This window comes from Synechococcus sp. PROS-U-1, assembly GCF_014279755.1.
Taxonomy (GTDB): Bacteria; Cyanobacteriota; Cyanobacteriia; order PCC-6307; family Cyanobiaceae; genus Parasynechococcus.
In genome coordinates, this window is record NZ_CP047951.1 from 1,275,890 (window position 1) to 1,296,822 (window position 20,933).

At 57.8% G+C, this 20,933-nt stretch carries 21 protein-coding genes; 7 read left to right on the forward strand and 14 right to left on the reverse strand.

Annotated elements, in window-relative coordinates:
- Window positions 1-7 precede the first annotated feature (7 nt).
- Genes SynPROSU1_RS06960 through SynPROSU1_RS06980 form a run of 5 tightly spaced genes read right to left on the reverse strand, consistent with a single transcriptional unit; the run spans window position 8 to window position 3,341 of the window.
- On the reverse strand, window positions 8-499 hold the full coding sequence (locus tag SynPROSU1_RS06960) for a tRNA (cytidine(34)-2'-O)-methyltransferase (RefSeq protein ID WP_186572138.1): 492 nt from the start codon (window positions 497-499) through the stop codon (window positions 8-10).
- Entirely contained in the window at window positions 496-1,080 is a 585-nt protein-coding gene (cobU, locus tag SynPROSU1_RS06965) for a bifunctional adenosylcobinamide kinase/adenosylcobinamide-phosphate guanylyltransferase (RefSeq protein ID WP_186572139.1), read from the reverse strand. Before cobU ends, SynPROSU1_RS06960 begins: the two co-directional genes overlap by 4 nt.
- On the reverse strand, window positions 1,067-2,215 hold the full coding sequence (gene pxcA / locus SynPROSU1_RS06970; RefSeq protein ID WP_186572140.1) for a proton extrusion protein PcxA: 1,149 nt from the start codon (window positions 2,213-2,215) through the stop codon (window positions 1,067-1,069). The genes cobU and pxcA overlap by 14 nt, the downstream gene beginning before the upstream one ends.
- A gap of 13 nt (window positions 2,216-2,228) precedes the next feature.
- Entirely contained in the window at window positions 2,229-2,900 is a 672-nt protein-coding gene (psb32, locus tag SynPROSU1_RS06975) for a photosystem II repair protein Psb32 (RefSeq protein WP_186572141.1), read from the reverse strand.
- A gap of 33 nt (window positions 2,901-2,933) precedes the next feature.
- A complete protein-coding gene (locus tag SynPROSU1_RS06980; protein WP_186572142.1) occupies window positions 2,934-3,341 on the reverse strand; it encodes a hypothetical protein in 408 nt (135 codons plus the stop codon).
- Between the two features lie 62 nt (window positions 3,342-3,403).
- On the opposite strand from SynPROSU1_RS06980, the gene SynPROSU1_RS06985 reads away from it, so the two are divergent.
- A complete protein-coding gene (locus SynPROSU1_RS06985) occupies window positions 3,404-4,054 on the forward strand; it encodes a cofactor assembly of complex C subunit B (protein WP_186572143.1) in 651 nt (216 codons plus the stop codon).
- Here the strand turns inward: SynPROSU1_RS06985 and lptC are convergent.
- A complete protein-coding gene (gene lptC / locus SynPROSU1_RS06990; protein WP_186572144.1) occupies window positions 3,999-5,180 on the reverse strand; it encodes an LPS export ABC transporter periplasmic protein LptC in 1,182 nt (393 codons plus the stop codon). The two genes, SynPROSU1_RS06985 and lptC, sit on opposite strands and share 56 nt — an antisense overlap.
- The gene (gene metG / locus SynPROSU1_RS06995; RefSeq protein ID WP_186572145.1) at window positions 5,180-6,724 is read right to left on the reverse strand and encodes a methionine--tRNA ligase; all 1,545 of its coding nucleotides are present in this window, start codon (window positions 6,722-6,724) and stop codon (window positions 5,180-5,182) included. The genes lptC and metG overlap by 1 nt, the downstream gene beginning before the upstream one ends.
- 86 nt (window positions 6,725-6,810) lie before the next feature.
- Here metG and SynPROSU1_RS07000 point away from each other — a divergent pair, with 86 nt between their 5' ends.
- Window positions 6,811-8,598, forward strand: a complete 1,788-nt coding sequence (locus SynPROSU1_RS07000) for an FAD-dependent oxidoreductase (protein WP_186572146.1) — start codon at window positions 6,811-6,813, stop codon at window positions 8,596-8,598.
- Here the strand turns inward: SynPROSU1_RS07000 and SynPROSU1_RS07005 are convergent.
- Genes SynPROSU1_RS07005 through rpmG form a run of 3 tightly spaced genes read right to left on the reverse strand, consistent with a single transcriptional unit; the run spans window position 8,586 to window position 11,081 of the window.
- Entirely contained in the window at window positions 8,586-10,616 is a 2,031-nt protein-coding gene (locus SynPROSU1_RS07005) for a ribonuclease catalytic domain-containing protein (RefSeq protein WP_186572147.1), read from the reverse strand. The genes SynPROSU1_RS07000 and SynPROSU1_RS07005 overlap by 13 nt on opposite strands.
- Before the next feature lie 10 nt (window positions 10,617-10,626).
- Window positions 10,627-10,848, reverse strand: coding sequence for a 30S ribosomal protein S18 (gene rpsR, locus SynPROSU1_RS07010; RefSeq protein ID WP_006041316.1), 222 nt, complete (start codon window positions 10,846-10,848; stop codon window positions 10,627-10,629).
- Between the two features lie 38 nt (window positions 10,849-10,886).
- The gene (rpmG, locus tag SynPROSU1_RS07015) at window positions 10,887-11,081 is read right to left on the reverse strand and encodes a 50S ribosomal protein L33 (RefSeq protein WP_186572289.1); all 195 of its coding nucleotides are present in this window, start codon (window positions 11,079-11,081) and stop codon (window positions 10,887-10,889) included.
- Window positions 11,082-11,207: 126 nt separating this feature from the next.
- On the opposite strand from rpmG, the gene pheT reads away from it, so the two are divergent.
- Complete coding sequence (pheT, locus tag SynPROSU1_RS07020; protein WP_186572148.1) at window positions 11,208-13,631, forward strand: phenylalanine--tRNA ligase subunit beta; 2,424 nt, start codon at window positions 11,208-11,210, stop codon at window positions 13,629-13,631.
- On the opposite strand, the gene rlmD is transcribed toward pheT, so the two are convergent.
- Window positions 13,621-15,018 carry a 23S rRNA (uracil(1939)-C(5))-methyltransferase RlmD gene (rlmD, locus tag SynPROSU1_RS07025; RefSeq protein ID WP_186569887.1) on the reverse strand — a complete coding sequence of 466 codons (1,398 nt, stop codon included), beginning with the start codon at window positions 15,016-15,018 and terminating at the stop codon, window positions 13,621-13,623. The two genes, pheT and rlmD, sit on opposite strands and share 11 nt — an antisense overlap.
- 100 nt (window positions 15,019-15,118) lie before the next feature.
- Between rlmD and apcD the strand changes: the two genes are divergently transcribed.
- Window positions 15,119-15,613 carry an allophycocyanin subunit alpha-B gene (gene apcD, locus SynPROSU1_RS07030; protein ID WP_186569888.1) on the forward strand — a complete coding sequence of 165 codons (495 nt, stop codon included), beginning with the start codon at window positions 15,119-15,121 and terminating at the stop codon, window positions 15,611-15,613.
- Window positions 15,614-16,164: 551 nt separating this feature from the next.
- Window positions 16,165-16,698 carry a YqhA family protein gene (locus SynPROSU1_RS07035; RefSeq protein WP_186569889.1) on the forward strand — a complete coding sequence of 178 codons (534 nt, stop codon included), beginning with the start codon at window positions 16,165-16,167 and terminating at the stop codon, window positions 16,696-16,698.
- A gap of 63 nt (window positions 16,699-16,761) precedes the next feature.
- Here the strand turns inward: SynPROSU1_RS07035 and SynPROSU1_RS07040 are convergent, their stop codons facing one another.
- Both SynPROSU1_RS07040 and SynPROSU1_RS07045 read right to left on the reverse strand, forming a co-directional pair.
- Window positions 16,762-17,712: a molecular chaperone DnaJ gene (locus SynPROSU1_RS07040; RefSeq protein WP_186569890.1), complete on the reverse strand. Its 951-nt coding sequence runs from the start codon at window positions 17,710-17,712 to the stop codon at window positions 16,762-16,764.
- 78 nt (window positions 17,713-17,790) lie between these two features.
- A complete protein-coding gene (locus tag SynPROSU1_RS07045) occupies window positions 17,791-19,335 on the reverse strand; it encodes a DUF3370 domain-containing protein (RefSeq protein WP_186569891.1) in 1,545 nt (514 codons plus the stop codon).
- Between the two features lie 155 nt (window positions 19,336-19,490).
- Between SynPROSU1_RS07045 and SynPROSU1_RS07050 the strand changes: the two genes are divergently transcribed.
- A complete protein-coding gene (locus tag SynPROSU1_RS07050; RefSeq protein ID WP_186569892.1) occupies window positions 19,491-19,676 on the forward strand; it encodes a hypothetical protein in 186 nt (61 codons plus the stop codon).
- Here the strand turns inward: SynPROSU1_RS07050 and SynPROSU1_RS07055 are convergent.
- Window positions 19,661-20,338, reverse strand: a complete 678-nt coding sequence (locus tag SynPROSU1_RS07055) for a sigma-70 family RNA polymerase sigma factor (RefSeq protein WP_186569893.1) — start codon at window positions 20,336-20,338, stop codon at window positions 19,661-19,663. The two genes, SynPROSU1_RS07050 and SynPROSU1_RS07055, sit on opposite strands and share 16 nt — an antisense overlap.
- A gap of 49 nt (window positions 20,339-20,387) precedes the next feature.
- Between SynPROSU1_RS07055 and SynPROSU1_RS07060 the strand changes: the two genes are divergently transcribed.
- Window positions 20,388-20,924, forward strand: a complete 537-nt coding sequence (locus SynPROSU1_RS07060) for a hypothetical protein (RefSeq protein WP_186569894.1) — start codon at window positions 20,388-20,390, stop codon at window positions 20,922-20,924.
- The last annotated feature ends 9 nt before the right edge of the window (window positions 20,925-20,933 follow it).

Genomic DNA, 20,933 nt, shown 5'->3' on the forward strand with positions numbered 1-20,933 from the left:
GGTTCGATCACCACAAGCGCAACTGTTCCCCTGCCACGTAGGTCACCAGTGCACACGCCACTGACAAATTCAGGCTGCGGACACCCCCCTTCCCGGCGTCATCAGCAGCACCGGGCATCGGGATCGTGAGGATGGTGTCGCAGGCCTCGCGAATCGGATCCGGTAGCCCGGTGTCTTCACGACCGAATAGCAGAACGTCGCCACGCCTGAATTCAAACGACGAGAGTGACGCACCACCGCGACGACTGCAGCCGATCAGCCTTTGGTCCGGGAGCAGCTCTGCTTTAAATGCCGAAAAATTTGAGGCGATGGAGAGTTGAACATGGGGCCAGTAATCGAGACCGGCTCGCCGCACGCTGCGGTCATCGACCTGGAAGCCAAGCGGTTCGATCAACGTCAACGGCACCCTGAAGGCAGCAGAGGTCCTCGCAATATTCCCTGTGTTCGGTGGGATCTGCGGCTCGAACAGAGCAATACGCAGAGGAGAGATCTCAGTCATGGCACCAAACAGCCCAGGCCATGGAGGTCGAGGGCGCGACCCTGAACAACAAGCCAGGCAGCATCGGCAATGCGGTCAAGATCTTGAGCCAAGGCGCCCAAACGATCGCGAAACAGCCCACCGATGCGTGTTGGAGGCACAACACCCCATCCAGTCTCTTCAATAACCAAAACGCAGATGCAGCGCGATGAGGTGATGGAGGCAATCAGTCGCTCACAGAGCAGGCTCCAGTCGGATGCATCGAGCTCAAGATGGTGGGCTACAAAACCTCCGAGCGCATCGATCAGAACCGACTGGCCGGGAACCAGGGTTTTCATAACCTCCACCAGTTCTCCACCGGATTCAGCAACAGTCCAGTGCTCGGGCCGACGCTGTCGATGTGCATCGAGGCGTTGTTGCCAGTCAAGGTCCTCCGGACGGGCGGCTGCCGTTGCGATGTAGGTGACGACGGGGTGGTTGTTCAAAAGATGCTCAGCCCACCGGCTCTTGCCGCTGCGGGCTGGGCCGCTGACCAAGATCAACTGGCTGTTGGAACCCGTGATGGGTTGGTCAAAACGTGCCTTGGGATCAACCACCGCCATTCATCCCTTTCAGGGTTGCAACAGAGGACGGAGAAACCCGGTTGAGATACCTGAAAATCCAGTATTTGAAGATCGTTGCGAGCACAACGGGGAAAGTTGCAATGAAGAGATTGACGAAACTATCGCTTGAAGGCAGTCCGAAATGTTCTGCGATCCCTTCAAGCAGTACTGACCATCCTTCAGGGCTGTGATAACCCACAAAAATATCGGTGAATAGAATGATGGCAAATGCTTTGGCGGAATCACTCAGGCCATAAACAGCCTCATCTACAAATCCCCGTAGAACCCGTAATTCGTCGCGGCTGACCAGGCAGACCACGGCAAAAGCAATCAGGCCTGCCAGATCAGCAAAGACGTTTTTGATCGCCTTGAGACTCTCCTCATCTGCATCGTGTTTAAGTTCTGTCGCCTTCTCGGTGAGCTTGTCGCGCAGTTGAACATCATCCAAAGGTTGCACACCCTTGAGGAAGGCATCAAATTCCAGCTCTTGTTTATAGAGGCGAAGCTTTTTAGCGGCCTTTTCCTCCAGTTGCGGCTTTGGATAACTAAGGAAGGGAAGTTCGGGTGAAAAATGATTCACCGCAGGTGAGATCAAATATGTCCCTGCAATCTGCTGAACAAGCAAGGGAACAAGAATGAGCAGAAGCAGCACTCTCAGTGAAATCAGCGTGCTGTCACGACGGCGGCGATATCCAGCAACAACGGTATCCTCGGTTGAGGGATCCAACTGCATCCGAATGCTGTCGAAGACGCCCAGAAGAGAACGCGGCAGCGCGTCTGGGGAACGGCTGATCGAGGGTGAGCTGCTGGATCGCTGGGATCCATAGCGGTTGACAACGGATTCAATCAGTTGGAGTTGGCGAAGCTCCTGAGAGTCCAGTTGTCCTCGTTGTTCTGAAAGATTGACAACGGTTTGACGGCAGATGGCCAGTGCAGTTTTAAAGCGACGCAGGATCGTGGCCTGAACAGTTCTCGGTACGGAAAGTTTCAGATCGGGGCGGATCTGCCGGTCTCCATAATATTCCAGTTCCAGGCTTTGAATGAGCAGAGCAGCTTCATAGCCGCGCTCTAGATCACTGGACAGTTCAATGGATTGATTAGTACTGAACAGGTTGATCCAGTTACGGCGGCTCATCGCAATCGTTCAATCAGCGCGAGAAAACCCACCAGGTTGCCATCGGAATGATGGTTCCGAGCACCAAAAGAATAATGACCCATTTGGTGGCGTCGCTCTCCTCAGTTTCCGCTTTGGTTGGAATGTTGGTCGGCAGGGTGACCCGTTCAATCTCCTGTGGCGGACCAGGGTCTTCCCCACCCGAAAGAACGGTCGAAAGACGAGCCAGCCCATCCACGGAAGCCTGGCGGTATCGGTCACCTTCCCGCATCGGCATGGTCATCGTTGTGCGAGCGGTGCTGATCAGCAGGCTGGAGGGAAGCTGGGCTTCAAGTTCTTGATTCGCCACCACTGCTGATCGCTTGTTCTGGGTTTCGATCAGCATCAACAGCAGGGGGTTACCAGTCGGGGAACTCCAGTTTTCAAGAAGTTCTTCGCCGAAGCTGGCCAACGTGATGCCGTAGTCCAAGCGACGCAGGGTGATCAGTCGGGCATCCACCCGCTGGTCATCAAAACTGCGCAACTTCGCTTCCAATTCACCACGACTGGCACGGCTCAGGACATCTGCCTCGTCGATCACCAGAGCCTCTGGAAGGCTGTCACCCAAAGCAGCAGGAGCGATTGCCAAGCTGGCAGGAGCCCAGAGGAACAGACAGATCCCGAAACTGAGCAGGCTGGCCAACAGGCGTCGGGCGGAAAGGGACATCCGATCAAGCGTTATGACCCCCTCAGTCTGCCGTTAGCTGTCCAGCATGTCGCGGTTGAGGGCTTCAATTGCTTCAACAATCATTTTGGCCTCGTGTTCGGGCAGAGACATTTGACGGCTGAGTTGATCCAAGAGGTCGGTCTCCTCCACTGTGATCTTGCGATCCGCATGGACGAGATGCGCTGCCACGGCAAGGGCAGATTGCTGCTGTTTCGCGTTGAGCTGCGGCAGGGCGGATGCAATCAGACCCTGAACTCCCTGATCCCTCAGCAGTAAAAGCAGCCGATCAAAGAGTTCCCCCATTGCCGCTTCAGAGTTGTCGGTGTAGAGCGATCGGTACTCGAGTTGACAGCGAAGAGCATGGGCTTCGTCCCTCCCAAGCTTTCCGTCACAGGCAACGGCGGCAAGGGCAATGGCGGCAAAGGCTTCGGGAGTCGTCATGGCAAGGACGCACGTGTCCGTATTTGAGCAGGATGATTGCGATCTGACAGCACCCATCGTTGATGCCAGCCCCCGCTCGTGCCGTTCTGATCTGTGCACTCCTGCTCCTGGGTCTGACCGTGGCGAATGCGGGGGTAGCGGAAACGGTCTCACCAGACCTCCAAAGGGCTGAGGTTCTGGCGGGGATGGCATCAGTTGGACTGATGCTGGTTGCTGTGCTCTGGACACGGGCCAATCCAAAGTCAGCCGAGAAAGTGCCGCTGAAGGGTGAACAGGGTCTGGAGATTTCAGATCAGCTCAACGATGTGCAGAAACAGGAGCTGGCCTGGGGCAGTCACATGCTGCTTACCGCGACTCCTGCGGCTTCGATCCTCGTGGTCTGGCATGAGCATGTTGTGCTGCGTCGGGGACTCATCAGTCAGGCGTCCTTCCAGCCAGGAGCCATCACCCGGCGGGCCATGGAGCGTGACAAGACCATCTCCCTCGTGAACACTGCACTCTTTCCGGGACGAGCCGAATTCGACGGCATGTTGCAGTCTCTTCCTGCAGTGTTGGTATGCCCAATGGGTCAACAGGGCGTCGTGATTGTTGGGGGCTGGTCACCCCGTTGCTTCAGCCGCTCGGATGAGCGATGGCTGGAGGGTTGGGTCCAGAGACTCAGAACGACACTTGGGGACGGCGACGTGTCTCCGTCTCGCCAGAATTCAGCTTGATCGTTGATTCGACGCGCTGACCCGGTTGACCGAAGCGAACCTCACCCTTGTCAGCAATGGTTGCTTCCATCCGTGTAGCTCTCGTGGTCTGGACGGGGTTGGTTCGGCGCAGGACCACATCGCCATCGGCAACAACCCGTTCATCGCGCCAGTTCCAACTGCAACGCCGGGCGGTGAGGATTTCGGTTTCCTGTTCCAGACGACAGTTGCTGGGAATGATGACCGTGCCGCTCCGTTCATCCAGCTTGAATCCCATGCCTTGAACCTTGGCCTTCTGCAAATCAGCTTGAACCGGTTGATCGGATTGCAACTGCTGCGAGGAAAACAACCAACGCGTCCGACCTGCGGAAATGGTGCCACGATCGTTCTCGAGCAGCAGCTTCACAGGCTGCTGTAGATCGAGGAATCCCTTACGAGTATTGCCATCGAGCCCTGCGGCTGTGAGCTTTCTGCCGTCACGCCGCACAGCCTCAACAGGGCCAGGCGCCTGAATCAGGCCACTTTTCAGATTCCAAGTGCCGCTGCCGCCGCGCACCACCGTTGAAGAAGGGCCATCGTCTGAAACGGAGCTGTCGTCGATGTCTTCGTCACGACGGTTCAACTGCGTTGGACCACTGAAAACAAGCAGCTCCGTGTCCTGCTGAAATTCCAGTTCACGGGAGAGGATTTGCGTCTGACCATCACTCGCCATCGGTCGCTGGTTGATGACCATGCGCGACTGTGCAGGGGTCCAGACCAGCCGGTCTCCCTCAATAGTCAGTCCCCGTTCGTTTAATCGGCGCAGCTGAACCGACCCTTCAAGAACGACGAGCTCACCATCCCGCAAGACCGTTGCGAGATCAGCAGTGACCTCATAGTGCGGTTGATCGTTGCGATACAAAAGGCCCTGGGGGCGTCGCGCGCGGATGGTACGGCTGCTCAGGTCATATCGGGCTTCCGGGCTGGTCAAATCCCAGTCCTGATCACCATCGTCCCGTCGCTGACTCAGATCGAGTGATCGGAAGACGAAGGATGGAGTGGGTTCATTGGTGATCTGCCGGCTGGCACTACAGGCGGACACAAGGGAACACGCCACAAGGGTTGCCGTCAGACCACAGCGAGACAGGCGACGCAGCATTCTTTCCATCAAAGCGGTTCGTCCAGTTCCAACCGCTGCATCACTGGGGTGGGTTTGGGCAGTGCGGAACCGCTGCTCAGCCTGCCCCAAATCAGCTGATTCGACCAGTCGTCTGAATCAAGACTCTGCCCAAGCTGGGCAAGAATTCTCTGACTGAGGTCTGGCAGTAACGGAGCGAGCAGAAGACCGACGATGCGGGTGGTCTCCAAGACAGCGAACAGATCCTCGCCCACACTCACCTCTTGGCCGGGTTCTTTCATGCGGCTCCAGGGAGCGGTGTCATTGAGATGGCCATTCGCCGCAATCGCCAACTGAAGAATCCCCTCTGCAGCAGTTTTAAAGGCAAGATTCGGCATCGCCTCCATCACCGTCTTGACGGTTTCAATAGCCTTACAAGCCAGGGGATGATCTGTGGCTGCGGCAGACCCAGCAGGGGGTACGCAGTCGTCGAACCATTTGCGCGCCATGGATGACGTGCGGTTCAACAGATTGCCGATGGTGTTGGCCAGGTCGTTATTGACCAAATCGACGAAGCGCTGCTGTTGGAAATCACCGTCGTCTCCGAACTGGATGTCGCGCAACAGGTACCAGCGAACGGCATCGGTGCCGCATCGCTCCAGCAGCAGTTCCGGGTCCAGCACATTCCCCAGGGATTTCCCCATCTTTTGCCCCTCTCGGGTGAGAAAGCCATGGCCGAAAACCTTCTGCGGTACAGGCAGTCCGGCAGACATGCACATGGCAGGCCAGAAGACGGCATGGAAGCGAAGAATGTCCTTGCCGATGACGTGCACGGAGGCGGGCCAACCGCAGGAGGCAAGCCGATCAAGAGACACTGGGTTCCCGTCATCGAGCAACGCCGTCAGGTAGCCGAGCAGGGCATCAAACCAGACGTAGAAGGTGTGACCGGGATGGTCGGGCACAGGCAATCCCCACGACACATTCACCCGCGAAATGGAGAAGTCGCGAAGCCCCTGGGCGACGAAATTGCGCACTTCCTGCCGTCTGCTGGCAGGCGCGATGAAGTCATCCCGAGCCACCAACTCCTCAATGGCGGATTGATAGCGGGAGAGCCGAAAAAAGAGGTTCTCCTCATCGCGCCATTCCAGAGGCTTGCGGTGGATCGAACAGGAGGGCGACTCCGCTTCGGCCGGATCATCCTTGTATTCCTCGCAATCAACGCAGTACCAACCGGTCTGCTTGCCAACAACGATGTCGCCGGATGCCTTGACCCGTTCGTAGAACTGCATCACCAACTCCAAGTGGCGCGGGTTGGTGGTGCGCACGAAGCGATCCTCGGAAATCCCCCACTGATTCCAGAGTTCGCGGTAGCGGCTGCTGACGCGATCGCAGTGATCTTGCGGGCTCAGCTGCTGACGTTCTGCCGTGCGTTGAATCTTCTGGCCGTGCTCATCCACACCGGTGACAAAGGTCACCTCTTGCAGGCATAAGCGCTCGAACCGCGCCAGTGCGTCGCAGGCCAAGGTCGTATATGTGCTGCCCAGATGCGGCCGATCGTTGACGTAATAGAGCGGAGTCGTAAGGGTGTAAGACATCAGAAAAATTCGAACTCCGCTGCACCGCAGCGACGTCAGACTCTAACGATCATGCCTATAGCGATCCACGCCTCAAAACCCCTTCGATGACGCAACGCGACGTGGTGGTTTGGGGTGGCGGCTGTGGTGGTGTCGCAGCTGCGCTGCAGAGCGCAAGATCAGGGGCTGACACGACGCTGCTCACTCCAGGCCCCTGGCTGGGGGGCATGGTGAGTTCGGCTGGAGTCTGTGCTCCGGATGGTCATGAATTGAGTTGCTGGCAGACCGGACTCTGGGGTGCTTTTCTCCGACAGCTGGAGCTGGAGGAACCGACGGGCCTCGACCACAACTGGGTGAGTTGTTTTGGATACAGGCCGCAAACAGCCGAACGGATCCTGCAACGCTGGGTGGCTGCTGAGCCGAAACTGGAGTGGCGTCCTGGCTCCATGCTGGAGGAGGTGGAATGCTGCCAAGGGCACATCCATTCCCTACAGATCCGCAGCACTGATGGGGTGGAGAGCTATGCCGCGAACGTTTTTATTGATGGAAGTGACCTGGGTGATCTGCTCTCCCACACTTCAGCCCCCTTTCGCTGGGGTTGGGAAGCGAAGGAAACATGGGATGAACCCAGCGCTCCTGAACAGTCCCGGCTCGAGAGCGAAGCGTTCTTTCAAAACCAACCCATTCAGTCACCCACTTGGGTGGTGATGGGGCAATTGCATGGGGAACTCGCTCCGCAGCGTGCCGATGCGATCCCGCGGATTCCATTTGATCGGAGCATCGCCAACTTCGGCCTCGAAAAAACTGTGACCTACGGCCGACTGCCAGGGGGACTCGTGATGTTGAACTGGCCCCTGGGGGGCAATGACTGGCATCACGGCCTCGATCGAGCCCTCAGCGTTGATGGCCAGGCTCGTGCTGAGTTGGCCCTGGACATGCAAAGGCACAGCAAGGATTTTCTGGCTGCGCTGTCGGAATGCAGCGACGGTTGGATTGCTCCTGGCAACGCCTTTCCGGGAGAAGACCCCAGCCTGGCTTTGATGCCGTATTGGCGTGAAAGTCGGCGGCTGATTGGTCGTACAACGGTCACGGAACGCGACCTGCTGCCGATCTCGACGGGCGCCTTGCGGGGACCGCTCCCGATCGATGCCCAGGGACGCTGCACCAGCATCGCTGTGGGGACCTACGCCAATGACCATCACTACCCCGGTGAGGACTGGCCGCTTGCTCCGAAGAGTGTGCGTTGGGGCGGGCGTTGGAGCGGTACACCTTTTTGCATCCCATTTGATGCACTGATCTCGGATTCCCTGACGAACCTCGTCATGGCGGAGAAAGGCTTCAGCGTCAGCCACATGGCCAATGGGGCAACGCGGTTACAGCCCTTGATCCTCAATCTGGGCCAGGTGGCGGGTCTTGCCGCGGCCATGGCTGTTCGTCAGGGCTGTGCCGTTGGTGATCTGGCGGTTGATGCCATCCAGTCAGCACTGATCCACGAGCCCCAAGCCCCTGCAGCAGTGCTCCCGATCTGGGACTGGCCCCACTGGCATCCGCACTGGGCCGAGGCCCAAACGCGGGGCCTAGTTCAGCCGGATCAACTGAATGCGAGGGGCCATCTTGCAGGTGCCTCAAGCTCCAATCTGAAACAGCCAGGGTTGAATCAAGCACCGAATCAGCGTCATGAAATCGATCTGAGCGGTGTGGTCAGGGGCAATGCTGAGGAGGGGTACCAGTTGCAGACGGCAGAGGAGATCTGGTCTCTAATCACCCTGGAACCGGCGGTTCATCACTGGCTGGCTGCTTCTGATCATTCAGGCCAACGGCTGAACTTCCGTGGCATCAAAAATCCCTGGGGACCTTGGATCCGGATCACTGGGGTGCACGATCACCCCATCTGAAGCTGCAACTCACCGCGCACGGGATCAGCGCGACCAACCCTGAGGTCCAGGGTGTCGCCTGGCGCAGGGTCTGTTGCAGCGACACAACCGACAAGATCCATCGCCAGGTCGCTGACATGAACCAAGGCCAAGCGGTCCTGGGGGCGCAACCAGCGCAGGAATTCGGCCGACCAGACGGTGCTCTGACGTTCCGCAAACCACACCTGTTGCCAGTGTCGTTGATCTTCGCGACTGATCTGAATCGATTGGCGCAATGGATCATCGAGATCGTCGATCAGTTCCCCCAGACGCTCCTCGCTCATGGGTGGAACAGCCGAAAGCTGGGCAAGGATCTGACGGTGAGCCACGAGATCCGCATAACGACGTATCGGTGATGTCGCCTGCACATAGGCGGCCAGTCCGAGGCTGAAATGGGGCATGGGTCGTGTGCCCTGTATGCCACGGCTCAAGCACCGCTTGATCGCCGCATCGCGCGCTGGTCCCTCTGGGATGCGGTCAAGTTCATCGCTGCTGGGCAACTCCGCTGCAGGTTGGCTGCGGTATGGAAGCGGGAGGTTGTGCTCTTGCCCAAAGCTGGCCACAACTGCCCCCATCAGCAGCATCGCTTCACTCACCATCAACCGAGAGGGTGATGGATCAATCACCTGCAGCGTCAACGCCCCGTCACTGCGGCGGAAGCGTCCTTCGGGTCGGTCAAACATCACGGCCCCGTTGGAGCGACGCCAGCGCATGCGCTGCAGCAACAGTCGAGACAGATCCGAGAGAGCCTCATCGCCTGGTGGAGCCAATTCGATCAGCTCATCACCATCGGTGTAGGTGAGGCCGTAGCGGGGTCGGATCCAGCTGCGCGCAATCCGTTGTTCCGCCACAGCACCATCGTCATCAAGGCGGACGGCCACACTCAGGGCTGCACAACGCTGCCCGGCCCGCAGGCTGAGGGGACCTGCTGCCAGCTCAAGAGGAAGCATGGGCATCACACCCTCCGCCAAATACAAACTGGTGGCCCGACGTCTGGCTTCCTGATCGAGGGGGGAGTTAATACCGATCAGCCGACTGGGATCAGCGATGTGAATCCAGATCCAATCGACGCCGTCACGACGCTCCAGGGAGAGAGCGTCATCAATTTCTCGGGTTCCTGCATCGTCCAGGCTGTAGGTCGCCAGGTGAGTGAGGTCGATGCGTTGCTCATCCCCAGGCTGCTGTTCATTCGACAGAGCAACAAGGCGATTCGCTTCCTCCACCAGATCAATGGGAAAACTGCGAGACCAGACGCTGCCTCTCAAGCCAATGGGCTCATCGGGATCGAGCAACCCACGCACGCTTAACCACTGCCGCAGATCGGCGGCATCCGATCCGATCGATAACGGTGCCGACCACTGCTGGAGATCCAGATCGGAGCCCAACGCCGCGGGATTGTCTTTCAGCAACTGAATCCAGTGGCTGAAGCGCTCATTCCAAAGCTGGCCCAGTTCGAGGCGTTCATCGTCGCTGAGGGCACGCTGCGCCCGCAGCAACGCGAGCTGCCGTTGTTCCTTCCTTTGCGCTTGGCGCTCAGAACGGCGCTGGCGCCGCTGGCTGGCACGCTCCTCGAGGGTCAGCGGTTGGATCAAGCGGTCTCGACGCCAGCGGAACAACTGTTGGCTGCCATGCAGCCAGGCCCACAGCGCTGCCAGACCAGCAAGGTTGAACGGGGTCAAAACCAACTCCCCCAACTCACACAGGCTCAGGCGAGCCATGCCCCCCGGTTGATCCGTTTCCAGCAGCTGCCAAGCCTCCACGACGGCCCTTGCTGATGGTGCGCTGTCCTGCACCTGCTCAGGAGTAGGCAGTTCACTGCCATCGAACAGATGCTCGGGATCAATGGCAATCAGCTCGCGCAGAGGCAAGCCCTGGTCACGACGTTGACCACCAAAAGAAACAACCGTCTTGCTGCCCTTAATGGACAGAAGACGGCCGAAAAGAGGAGAACCCTTGAGAACAACCGCGACGGTGTCTCCGGGTTGGATGGAGTTGTTCAACGCCCGAGGATCAACCTTCGGGGTTCACGAACGGCAGAAGGGCAACGATGCGGGCACGCTTGACGGCGTTGGTGAGATCGCGCTGCTGCTTGGCGGTCAAACCGGTGAGGCGACGGGGAAGGATCTTGCCGCGCTCGGTGATGAACTTCTTGAGAAGATCCACATCCTTGTAATCGATGGGATCACCGGGCTTGATCGGCGAGAGACGCTTCTTGAAGAAGGAGCTGGACATGACTCAGGAACGGATGGAGGAAAGACAGACCTGCAAGGTCACTTGATCTCCTTGTGGAGCGTGGCCTTGTTGCAGTGGGGACAGAACTTTTTGATCTCCAGCCGTTCGGTGGTGTTCCGGCGGTTCTTTTCCGTCGTGTAGCGAGACACGCCGGGGGAACGCTTGGCGGGATTGGACCGGCATTCGGTGCACTCGAGAGTGATCACGATCCGGACGCCCTTGTTCTTGGCCATAAAGGACGTTGCGCCGCAGGTGCGAAGCGAATTGACGAACATCGAGCTTACCCCCTGACCCGACAGGCCCTGAGCAGCTCTCCAAGGGGGACTTCCTAAGATCGCGCGCTGTCTGGCTTAGATCCGATGCGGGTATCCATCTCCTGGCTGAAGCAGCTGGTCCAGGTGAATGAATCCGTGGACGATCTCTCGGAGCGTCTCTCCATGGCGGGCTTTGAGGTGGACGACGTTGATGACCTCAGCGCGCGCGCCCAGGGCGTGGTTGTCGGACACGTGCTCGAACGGGACAAACACCCCAATGCAGACAAGCTCAGCGTCTGCACCGTGGATGTGGGTGCAGAGGTGCCGCTACAGATTGTTTGTGGTGCCAGCAATGTTCGTGCCGGAATTCATGTTCCCGTCGCCATGGTCGGAGCGACACTGCCCGCGGTTGGGTTGACGATCAAGGCCGGTGAACTCCGTGGAGTTGCCAGCAACGGAATGATCTGCTCCCTGAAGGAACTGGGCCTCACTGAGCAATCCGACGGCATCGCCATCCTTGATGAGCTTCAGGAATCGCTGCCACCAACCGGGTCCCCTGTGGCGCCCTTGCTGGGACTCGACGACACCGTTCTGGAGCTGGCGATCACTGCCAATCGCCCCGACGGCCTGTCCATGGTCGGGATTGCACGAGAGGTGGCGGCCCTGACCGGTGGAGAGCTGAGCCTGCCGGAACTTGATCTGGATCCCAGAACCACCCCATTGAACGCAGAACTGGACGGCTGCTTTTACTCGATCACCAGGATCGAGGGTGTGGATGGCTCCAAGCCCTCACCGACCTGGTTGCAGCAACGTCTTGAGCGCGGTGGTGTGAACAGCGTGAATGCCGTGGTCGACATCACCAATCTGGTGATGCTGGAGCAGGGGCAGCCCCTCCACGCCTTTGACGCCGATGCGCTGGAACAACTAACCGGCCAACCGGTGGATGCCAACAGTTTTGGGGTACGCGCCGCTCGGGAGGGTGAAACCTTTATCGGCCTGGATGATCAGGAAAGAAGCCTCGACAGCCGTGTTCAGGTCGTCACCTGTCATGACCGACCTGTGGCCGTCGCCGGTGTGATGGGGAGTCTGGAAAGTGGGGTCAACGCGCAAACACGCAACATCTGGCTGGAATCAGCCCTGTTTGCTCCACCACGGGTTCGTCAGTCTGCTCGTGCCCTGGGGTTGCGCACGGATGCCAGCAGCCGTTTCGAAAAGGGCTTGCCAGTGGAGATGACCCTGGCCTGTTCGGCTCGGGCCTCAGCGTTGTTGAACCAGGAGTTCGCCTGCACCGAGACGAGCCGCTGGGTGGGGGGGGACGGTCCCGCAGATCCCGCACCAGTGATGTTGCGGCGCACTGCACTGCATCAACTGCTTGGGCCTCTCGACGGGCCGGACGGCGCAGAAGATCTTGATGACCACAGCATTGAGACCTGTTTGTCTGCCCTGGGCTGCCAGCTCATACCCCATGACGAGGGTTGGCAGGTCATTGCGCCCCCGTCAAGACGGCAAGACCTGCAGCGAGAAGTCGATCTGATTGAAGAAGTGGCCCGCCTGGTCGGCTTCGATCGTTTCGGAGCGCATCTTCCTGATCCCCTTGAACCCGGGGCACTCACCCCGCGCCAGCAGGCTGAACGTCGGTTGCGGCAGCTGTTCTGTGCAACGGGACTGCAGGAGGTGACCACCCTGTCGCTCGTTCCGGGTTCAGAGCAGGAACAGCGCATCGCCATCAGCAACCCTCTGCTGGCGGACACGAGTCATCTGCGAACCAACCTCTGGGAGGAACATCTGCAGATCTGCGTGCGCAACCTCAAAGCATCCCAGCGGGGCTGTTCCCTCTTTGAAATCGGCAACACCTACAGCGGATCCCCTGAAGCAGTTAGCCAGACCGCTGTACTCGGTGGCGTGATTTGCGGAGATCGGCGCCTCTCCATCTGGAAAACCAGTGGTAAGACGCAGGCACCTGACTACTTCCAGGCCCGTGGTGTTCTGACCAGGGTGATGGAAACCCTGCAACTGGAACTGTCCGACCGACGCCTGTCTGACGATCCACGACTGCATCCCGGCCGGGCAGCCACCCTGGTGCTTGAGGGACGTCCACTGGGCTGTTTCGGTCAGCTGCACCCTGCTCTGGCGGAGGGGCTGGATCTCCCCGAAGCCACATATCTGTTTGAGCTGGATCTGACGCGTCTCTTGGATGCCGCAACCCGTAGCAACCGTTGGACCCCGTCCTTCAAACCGTATCCAACGGTGCCCTTCAGTGAGCGGGATCTGGCCGTCGTGGTTGACCGTTCCAGTGCGGCGGCGGATTTGATCCAAGCCATCCGAAAAGCGGGCAAGCCCCTGCTGGAGCAGGTGGAGCTGGTGGACCGATTTGAAGGAGAGCAACTCGGTGATCAGAAGGTCAGCCAAGCCTTCCGTCTGCGTTACCGCGGTAAGAACGAAACCCTCACCGACGAGAAAATCCAGCCGGTCCACGACAAGGTGCGGGCTGCTTTAACCAAGCAGTTTCAAGCGGAGCTCAGGAGCTGATTCGCTTCATCAGCGCCAACGACTCCAGGTGAGTTGTCTGGGGGAAGAAGTCAACGGGCTGAAGAATCTCCAGCGCGTAGGGGCCTGATGGTCCCAGCAAATCCTTGAGATCCCGCGCTTGGGTGGCGGGGTCACAACTGAGGTAAGCCAGCACTTCGGGTGGTTGCTCAAGAATGCTGTCCACCACGCGACGATCGAGTCCCCGTCGGGGTGGATCGAGAACAAGGGCTTGGCAGTCCTCCAGCTGAGAGGCGAGTAAATCCGCTACATCACCTGCATGAAATTCACAGCGGGAGGACAGGCCGTTGTGCATGGCATTCAGCCGGGCCTGCTCCACAGAATCGGAATTCAATTCCAACCCCTGAACATGGAAACCAGCCTTGGCCAGAGGAAGGGCAATGGTTCCGACACCGCAGTAGGCGTCGACCACATGTCCGCCGGCGGACTGAAGTGAAAGCCAGTCGATCAGCCGCTGAACAATCCGTTCCGCCTGCGGTGTATTGACCTGAACAAAGGTGGTGCTGCTCAGGGAAAGCTTGATGCCGCAGAACTGTTCGTCGATGGTCGGCGAGCCGGCGAGGCAATGGGTGCTTCGACCGAGAACCAGGTTGTTGGCCTTGGGTTGAAGGTTGAGGCAGACACCCTTCACCTCAGGCCATCGCTGAACCCAGGTCTGGGCAAGGTCCTGGAGTCCAGGGAGTTGGCCATGGCTGCTGATCAGGGTGATCAACACCTCTCCACTGGCGCTAGCAAGACGTAGCCCGAGGTGGCGCAGGCCCTGGGCTTCGAGCAGGTCATGGTCGGCCGGCCACCCCCCTGCATCCAGGTCTTGCTTGAGTGGTTCCACCAACGCATCCAGGCGTGGATCGAGCACCGGGCAGTGGTTCAGATTGACAATCTTGTGGGACTTCGGTCGGAAGTAGCCGGCTTTTAAGCGTCCGTTCTGGTCCCGCTTGAGAGGAATCAGGGCACGGTTGCGGTAGCCGAAGCAGCGGTCGGCATCAACAAGGGGAGCAGCTGCTGCAAGGTTGATTCCTCCGATCCGCTGCATGGTCTGCTGGATCTGCTGCACTTTCCACCGTGTCTGGGCTGGATCATCCAGACGTTGCAGGGTGCAGCCACCACAGTCGTCAGCGAGGATGCAGGGAGGACGGCGCCGATCCTCGGAAACCGAGATCAGCTCCACGCGTCGGCTCAACCAGCGGGATCGTTGGCGTTGCTGCAGCTGCACCGTGGCACGCTCCCCCGGCAGGAGATCAGGCACGACAATCACCCAATTGTTCCAACGGGCCAGTCCCTTTCCGTCACGGTCAAGGTCAACAGACTCCACCTCAATGGTGAGCCCCGGCCGCGGTTCACTGCTGTTCGAACTGTCGGCGTTGGTCATGCTCAAGGTTCCCTGCCATTGCAATGGCGTAACACCCGGGCGGAGTTGGGTCGGGTGAACGGGTCGAGACCACTAAACTCCACGAAGCCTGACCAGTTCCATGAGCGTTGTCCGGGATCTCATCCTCCAGGCCGATGACGATCTGCGGTATCCCACCAGTGGCGAACTCCGCACCATGGTGGATTTCCTTGACCAAGGCGCCATACGCGTGTCTGTGGTCAAGGTTCTGACCGAGAACGAAAAAAAGATCGTCGACGAATCCGCCAAACAGCTCTTCGGTCGCAAGCCGGAGTACGTCGCCCCCGGAGGCAATGCCTACGGTCAACGTCAACGCGCCCAGTGCCTGCGTGACTACAGCTGGTACCTGCGCTTGATCACCTACGGCGTTCTTGCAGGCAGCACCGAGATGATCCAGGAGATCGGCCTGGTGGGTGCTCGCGAGATGTACAACAGCCTGGGTGTTCCGATGCCAGGAATGGTCGAAGCCATGAAGTGCATGAAGGATGCCTCCCTTGCCCTTTTGTCAGAGCAGCAGGTGAAGCTCACATCCCCCTATTTCGACTACCTGATTCAAGGCATGCAAACTTCGACCTGATTCAAGGATCAATATCAGTTCAAGAACCGGGCCTTTGAGCCCGGTTTTTTATTGTCACGCTTTCTTATTCGAGACATGCATTGGGACCCAAATTGTGTCGCAGAGGCAACTAATAAGACATAATTTTTGTCTCATGGTGCCAACCTGAGATGCTTTTTGAGTCTTAAAAATAATCCCGGATGATACTGAAGGGATTGAGCCGGAATCGCGCCCTGCTGCGTCAAAACATCCGAAAAGAAATTGCGTACCTGTGTCTACAGCAGGTACGCAAAGCCCACACTCATTGAAGCAACTGGGGTTGAAGTGAAGTGCGGTCGTTCTGGACTGGCCGTGGACACACGCCCAGGGAGAGACAAATTGATTTTTGAGCTCATGAGGAGAATGGCACCATCTTGTTAGGCAAGAACAGCTAAAAAATTGCTTTTTTGAATCTTGATAATTAGCAGTTGTCGCAAGTGCGACTCATGCCGGGTCTCAACGTAAGTCGGAATTGCGATTTATAAGCATTTAAAGCGTTCTGTGCTAGCGATGGGTTTCGTATTGGATTGGCCATGGTCGCCCGTTGGATTGAAAGGCGGTTTGAGCGATTCATTTGGAAATTCCGTTTGATCAGCATTGTTCCCGTGGTGCTGAGTCTCCTCGGCAGCGTGGGGTGCTTCATGATTGGAGCGATTGAAGTGCTGAACGCTTTCCTCGTGATCTGGCGCATGCCTTTCAGCACGAAGGGCTTTGCGGCCAAGACGATCGCTCAAATGGTGGGTGGCGTTGATTATTTCGTGATCGGCATCGCCCTGCTGATCTTTGGTTATGGCATTTACGAACTGGTGATTTCAGATCTTGATCCCCGTCATGAGGGGGAACCAGAGCAGCACACCAATATTCTTTCCGTGAACAGCCTGCAAAGCCTGAAAAACAACCTCTCCAACGTGATTGTTGTTGGCCTCATTGTCGCGGCATTCAAGAAGACGATCGGTTTCGAAGTGGAAAGCGCCACTGATCTACTGGCGTTGTGCGGATCTGTGGCGATGTTGGCTCTCAGTGCGTGGTTGATTGTGCGAAGCCACGGAGCGGAACACAAAACATGAATTAGCCATCTCAAATGCGACTCGCCATAAGTCTCGACTTGAGTCCCTAGCGAGACAAATGCGTTAACGGTTGCGATACAGCTCGCGCAGCAGTCGATAGGCCTCATTGAGTCGGCGCATCGCATCGGTAGAGCCACCGGCATCGGGATGTTCCTCCAAGGCCCGTTGCTTGTAGGAATCCCGGATGGAACTCAGGGTCACCGATGTGCCTGCTTGCGTCGACAGCCCCAGCAGCTTGAGCGCTCCATGCACCGTCATGGTTGATTCGAGCGTTTCAAAGGACGTGACCTGACGACTGCGACGAAAACGATTGACGAACCGGCGGATCAACGTCGGCATGCGTTCTGCCAGGGACGAGGTGGCAAATGGGTCCTCCAACGCACCTGCCACCACCATCACCCTGCCAAGGGAAGGGGCACGGGATTCCCAGCTGGTACAGAGCGTCTCAACAGCCGCGTTGGCCGCCGACCATGTGAATGGACGACCATCACTGGCATCGGTACTGGACCAAACGTCCCGGGCGAGCCAGGTCATGGCGGCTTCAATCACCGTCGGACCCGGTGGTTGTCCATACAGTGATCTCCAGTGATCTTCAGCCGCGCTGCTCGCATCCCTTAAATCAGAAGGATCCACAGTGGAGACCAAAGGATCGCTCTGACCGGCATCCCGTTGTTGCGGAGACCGGAGTGTTGCTTTGAGTTGACTGGTTCGCCGGCTTACAAAACCTGGCAGATCAATGCCCGAAGAACCGTTGGAGGGAAGAACACCTGAATCAGGCGAAGGCCGCTCTTCCGCATTTTGCTGAAGGCTCCCAGGACGGATCAGAACGAGACTTGTGACGTCGTCGGTGCTGGTGGTTGATGCTGCTGGTGCTGAATCGTGCTGATCCTCTGCTTCAACAGGCTCGGTGGATGAGTCGCCTGGATCAAGCAGATCCTGCAACAGCAGTTCCAGCACACGGCCACGGGATCGTGCTCCGTATTCACCCTTGAGCTGGTCAATCAGCTCGACCATGGGCTCTGACATTTCGACAGAGATCCGTTGACGTTTTGAGTCCTCGCCGCTCAAAAGTTCAGTCCTGCTCCGGGAAGGTTATCGACCCTGCAGCTGCAGCAACCACTGCTGCTGCGATCGGATCACCTCGGTGTAGCGCGGACTCGTCGCAGGAACCACAGCAGGCATCACTGGTACAGGGGTCGGCTTTTGCTTCTGTTGCACGGGTGCTGGTGTCACGACGACTGGCGCAACCTGGGGCTTTGGTGGTGCGGTTTTGGGACCCACCTTGCGCGCTTTTGTTTCAGCCACTTTCACCTGAGCGTCACGCTGTAATTTCTGGCGGCGGTGGAGCAGGGCCAATTGCTGCACAGGAACAACACTGAGCAGGTGACCAGGTGTGGCATCAGCGGGGTAAACCAGACTCACCTTGACTGCCTTGGTTGTGCCAGGAGCAAGGTTGAGCTCCGAGAGGGCGAGGCTTTCGCCAGACCGCATGCCGACGTGAACTTCCTGAAGCGTCTGATCTTGAACAATCTGCAGTGATCCACGAAAAGCCGTAAACGTTTTCTTACCGGAAACAACCGGGTGACTGAGCACAAGTTGATGGGCTCCCACGCCGGAGAGATTGAGCGTCACGTCGTAACGCACCCCGTAGGTGCCGACGTTGTTCAGTGCGGAATCCACCATCCGTGTTGTCAATGGGTTGACCTGGATATCGCGGGTGCCGAAGTGATGCCGTTTTGTACTCGTCAGTGGGACGTGCAGGGAACCCTGGCTTAGGTCGTGGTTGATTTCGGCTTTATAGGCATCACCGAGAGCCACCCCTGCCACACGAGAGAAGACACGACCCAGCTGGATCTCACGAATTCGATTGAGATAGATGCGTCCCGGTGCCAAACGCCCTGAACGGAGCACCGCGAAGAGATCGGAATCCTGCGCTGATTGCTCAGAAGCAACAACAGCCATCGTGAAAGGACCATTGCTGCGTCCTCTCAAAAGCCCATTTGCAATGCCACGTGCAGGCAGAACGGTTCGGACCACGACCCTCTGCCCACCTGCTGGTATTTCGAGGCGTTCTGGCAGCTTGCGGTCCAACTCACCGCGGAGCAGTTGAACAGCGGTGGCATCTCCCGGTCCTGTGTTCCACGGACGCTTGCCGAGGGGCTTCACCCCCATCAAGCGATTCGGGTGGTAAGGCGCCTCAAAACTATTTTTGACCGATCCACGGTCGAATTCCAGCGTGATTGGCTTTGATCCAGGATTGGTTGCGATGAGTGCAAGGGTCATCAACCCTCTGGATCGACGTCCCCCAAGCTTTGACTGATCCTTGGGGTAGTACTTGTGATGCATGTGAACGCCAAATTCACCGTTGAAGGTGTAAGCGGCATTGCGCAGCGGCTGATTGGATTCGGCAGCGATGGCTGAACCCGGCGCTGTATTCACGAGAATCCCAGGGCCGGTGACGATCTCCGGTTGATTGGAATGCAGAACCGGAACGTTGTTAAACGTCCCATTCAGAGGGCGTGCACGCTGACCCGCCATCAAGGCGACGTAAGCCTCAGCACGGCGCTCCAATCCAAACTCAAGGCCCACGCATGAGACGCAGATCAAGACCAGAACCGGGACTCGCCTGAGACTCATGCGGTAAGTCGTCGTGGTGTTCGCGTGGACGTCGACACCACAGTGCAGAAGTTGAGAATCCACACGGTAGTTCCACCTTCTGCCAGAGCCAAGCAATTGAGGAGTCGCATCACGTCTGAAAATCCGTCAGGATCAGTCAGATTGCAATCGCTGACATGCTCCCTCCCTTCTGCTGCAGCACCAACACAGATCATGCAACCCTGCGGCGTCAGCATCAGGAGCGGAAATTGTCGATGTTGCGTTTCTGGCGGGATGGTGCTGAACGCCAGCTCTCCGCTCTGAATGCCGCCATCAAAACGCTTCAGGAACAGATGGATCGCGACGCTCAGACACCTGCTTGACCCCCATTCAATTCGTTGGCGAGGCTGTTCAGGCCGCGTTTGACGCGTCGTTGAACAGTCATGGCCGAAACCCCAAGCTGTTGCCCTGTCTTCCTGAGACTCATGCCATCGATCACGACCATCTGAAGAGCCTGTTGGTCATCTGATCCAATCCTCCGGAATGTGGTTCTCACTCGGCCCCAGTCGTCTGAACGTTCGACAAGGTCGATTCCCTCAGGCGTTTCGTCGATCAGGTCGTCGTTGAACGGCACCCATTGGTGCTTGTTCCTGTATTGGTGCACCACCAGCGCATCGGAAGCATTCAGAACGCCTTCCGAGGTCCGAATCACCCGCATCGCCCTTTCCTCAACAGCTCTGGGGAGGCGAATCAGTCCGACTCTGTCTCGCAGAAAGTGAAGGATGGCTCCACGAATATGCGGTTTGGCATAGCTCGGGAATGTCGCTCCTCGCTTGAGTTGGAATCGGCTTGAAGCCTTGATCAGTCCGAGACAACCCACTTGGAGCAGATCATCCTGTTCAAGACCTGTTTGGCGGGCGTAGTGACGTGCAATGGGACCAACAAGATGCAGATTGTCCTGCACCTGACGGTTCCGACGCTGGAGGCATTGCTTGTTCAAATGAAGTTTGTCGATGTCATCTCCAGCGTTGGCAGAGGAGGTCATGCCATGGCATCCGTGCCAACACGGAAGTGCCGAGGACTGTCGAAAACCGGTGACGGTCGCTACAAAGCTGGGGCTTGAAAGCGGCTCTAATGACAATTGCCTCCCCTTTGCTTTGGACAAGCGAGCCTTCTGTGAATCGTTGGTGACCCGTCTGGCTCAAGAATCGTTTGATGCCACTGCAACGATCACCAGAATTCGTGGCTTTGATGGTGAATGCCCGTCCCAGAGCAATAACTTTTGCTGTGTTGATGCCACGGAAGAGCTTTCTGAGTTCAGGGGATTGGTGGATATCAACAGAACTCAATATTGCTTTATTGCACAGATCAATTCCGACGATCAACATCGTGCACGCTTCATCCCTACCAACGAAGTACTCGAGGATCCCTCAGGTAAGCCCAGAAAAATGCAAGCAATCATTCAAGAAATGATCCTGGGCCGCAAGCGTGGTGTGATGCTGATCCCGGAGTGCGAAGACGATGCAGTGGATGTGATTGCCGGTTTGATCGAACAGGGATTTCAAGATCTGGCCTCTGAATACCGGGATTTCATCATCGGCCAGTTGGAGAAATCAAAGGCAAAGGTCTGAGTCTCGTCT

Coding starts and splice junctions, on each gene's coding strand:
- SynPROSU1_RS06960 (WP_186572138.1), bottom strand. CDS start 499: ATGACTGAGATCTCTCCTCTGCGTATTGCTCTGTTCGAGCCGCAGATC.
- cobU (WP_186572139.1), bottom strand. CDS start 1,080: ATGGCGGTGGTTGATCCCAAGGCACGTTTTGACCAACCCATCACGGGT.
- pxcA (WP_186572140.1), bottom strand. CDS start 2,215: ATGAGCCGCCGTAACTGGATCAACCTGTTCAGTACTAATCAATCCATT.
- psb32 (WP_186572141.1), bottom strand. CDS start 2,900: ATGTCCCTTTCCGCCCGACGCCTGTTGGCCAGCCTGCTCAGTTTCGGG.
- SynPROSU1_RS06980 (WP_186572142.1), bottom strand. CDS start 3,341: ATGACGACTCCCGAAGCCTTTGCCGCCATTGCCCTTGCCGCCGTTGCC.
- SynPROSU1_RS06985 (WP_186572143.1), top strand. CDS start 3,404: ATGCCAGCCCCCGCTCGTGCCGTTCTGATCTGTGCACTCCTGCTCCTG.
- lptC (WP_186572144.1), bottom strand. CDS start 5,180: ATGGAAAGAATGCTGCGTCGCCTGTCTCGCTGTGGTCTGACGGCAACC.
- metG (WP_186572145.1), bottom strand. CDS start 6,724: ATGTCTTACACCCTTACGACTCCGCTCTATTACGTCAACGATCGGCCG.
- SynPROSU1_RS07000 (WP_186572146.1), top strand. CDS start 6,811: ATGACGCAACGCGACGTGGTGGTTTGGGGTGGCGGCTGTGGTGGTGTC.
- rpsR (WP_006041316.1), bottom strand. CDS start 10,848: ATGTCCAGCTCCTTCTTCAAGAAGCGTCTCTCGCCGATCAAGCCCGGT.
- rpmG (WP_186572289.1), bottom strand. CDS start 11,081: ATGGCCAAGAACAAGGGCGTCCGGATCGTGATCACTCTCGAGTGCACC.
- pheT (WP_186572148.1), top strand. CDS start 11,208: ATGCGGGTATCCATCTCCTGGCTGAAGCAGCTGGTCCAGGTGAATGAA.
- rlmD (WP_186569887.1), bottom strand. CDS start 15,018: ATGACCAACGCCGACAGTTCGAACAGCAGTGAACCGCGGCCGGGGCTC.
- apcD (WP_186569888.1), top strand. CDS start 15,119: ATGAGCGTTGTCCGGGATCTCATCCTCCAGGCCGATGACGATCTGCGG.
- SynPROSU1_RS07035 (WP_186569889.1), top strand. CDS start 16,165: ATGGTCGCCCGTTGGATTGAAAGGCGGTTTGAGCGATTCATTTGGAAA.
- SynPROSU1_RS07040 (WP_186569890.1), bottom strand. CDS start 17,712: ATGGTCGAGCTGATTGACCAGCTCAAGGGTGAATACGGAGCACGATCC.
- SynPROSU1_RS07045 (WP_186569891.1), bottom strand. CDS start 19,335: ATGAGTCTCAGGCGAGTCCCGGTTCTGGTCTTGATCTGCGTCTCATGC.
- SynPROSU1_RS07050 (WP_186569892.1), top strand. CDS start 19,491: ATGCTCCCTCCCTTCTGCTGCAGCACCAACACAGATCATGCAACCCTG.
- SynPROSU1_RS07055 (WP_186569893.1), bottom strand. CDS start 20,338: ATGACCTCCTCTGCCAACGCTGGAGATGACATCGACAAACTTCATTTG.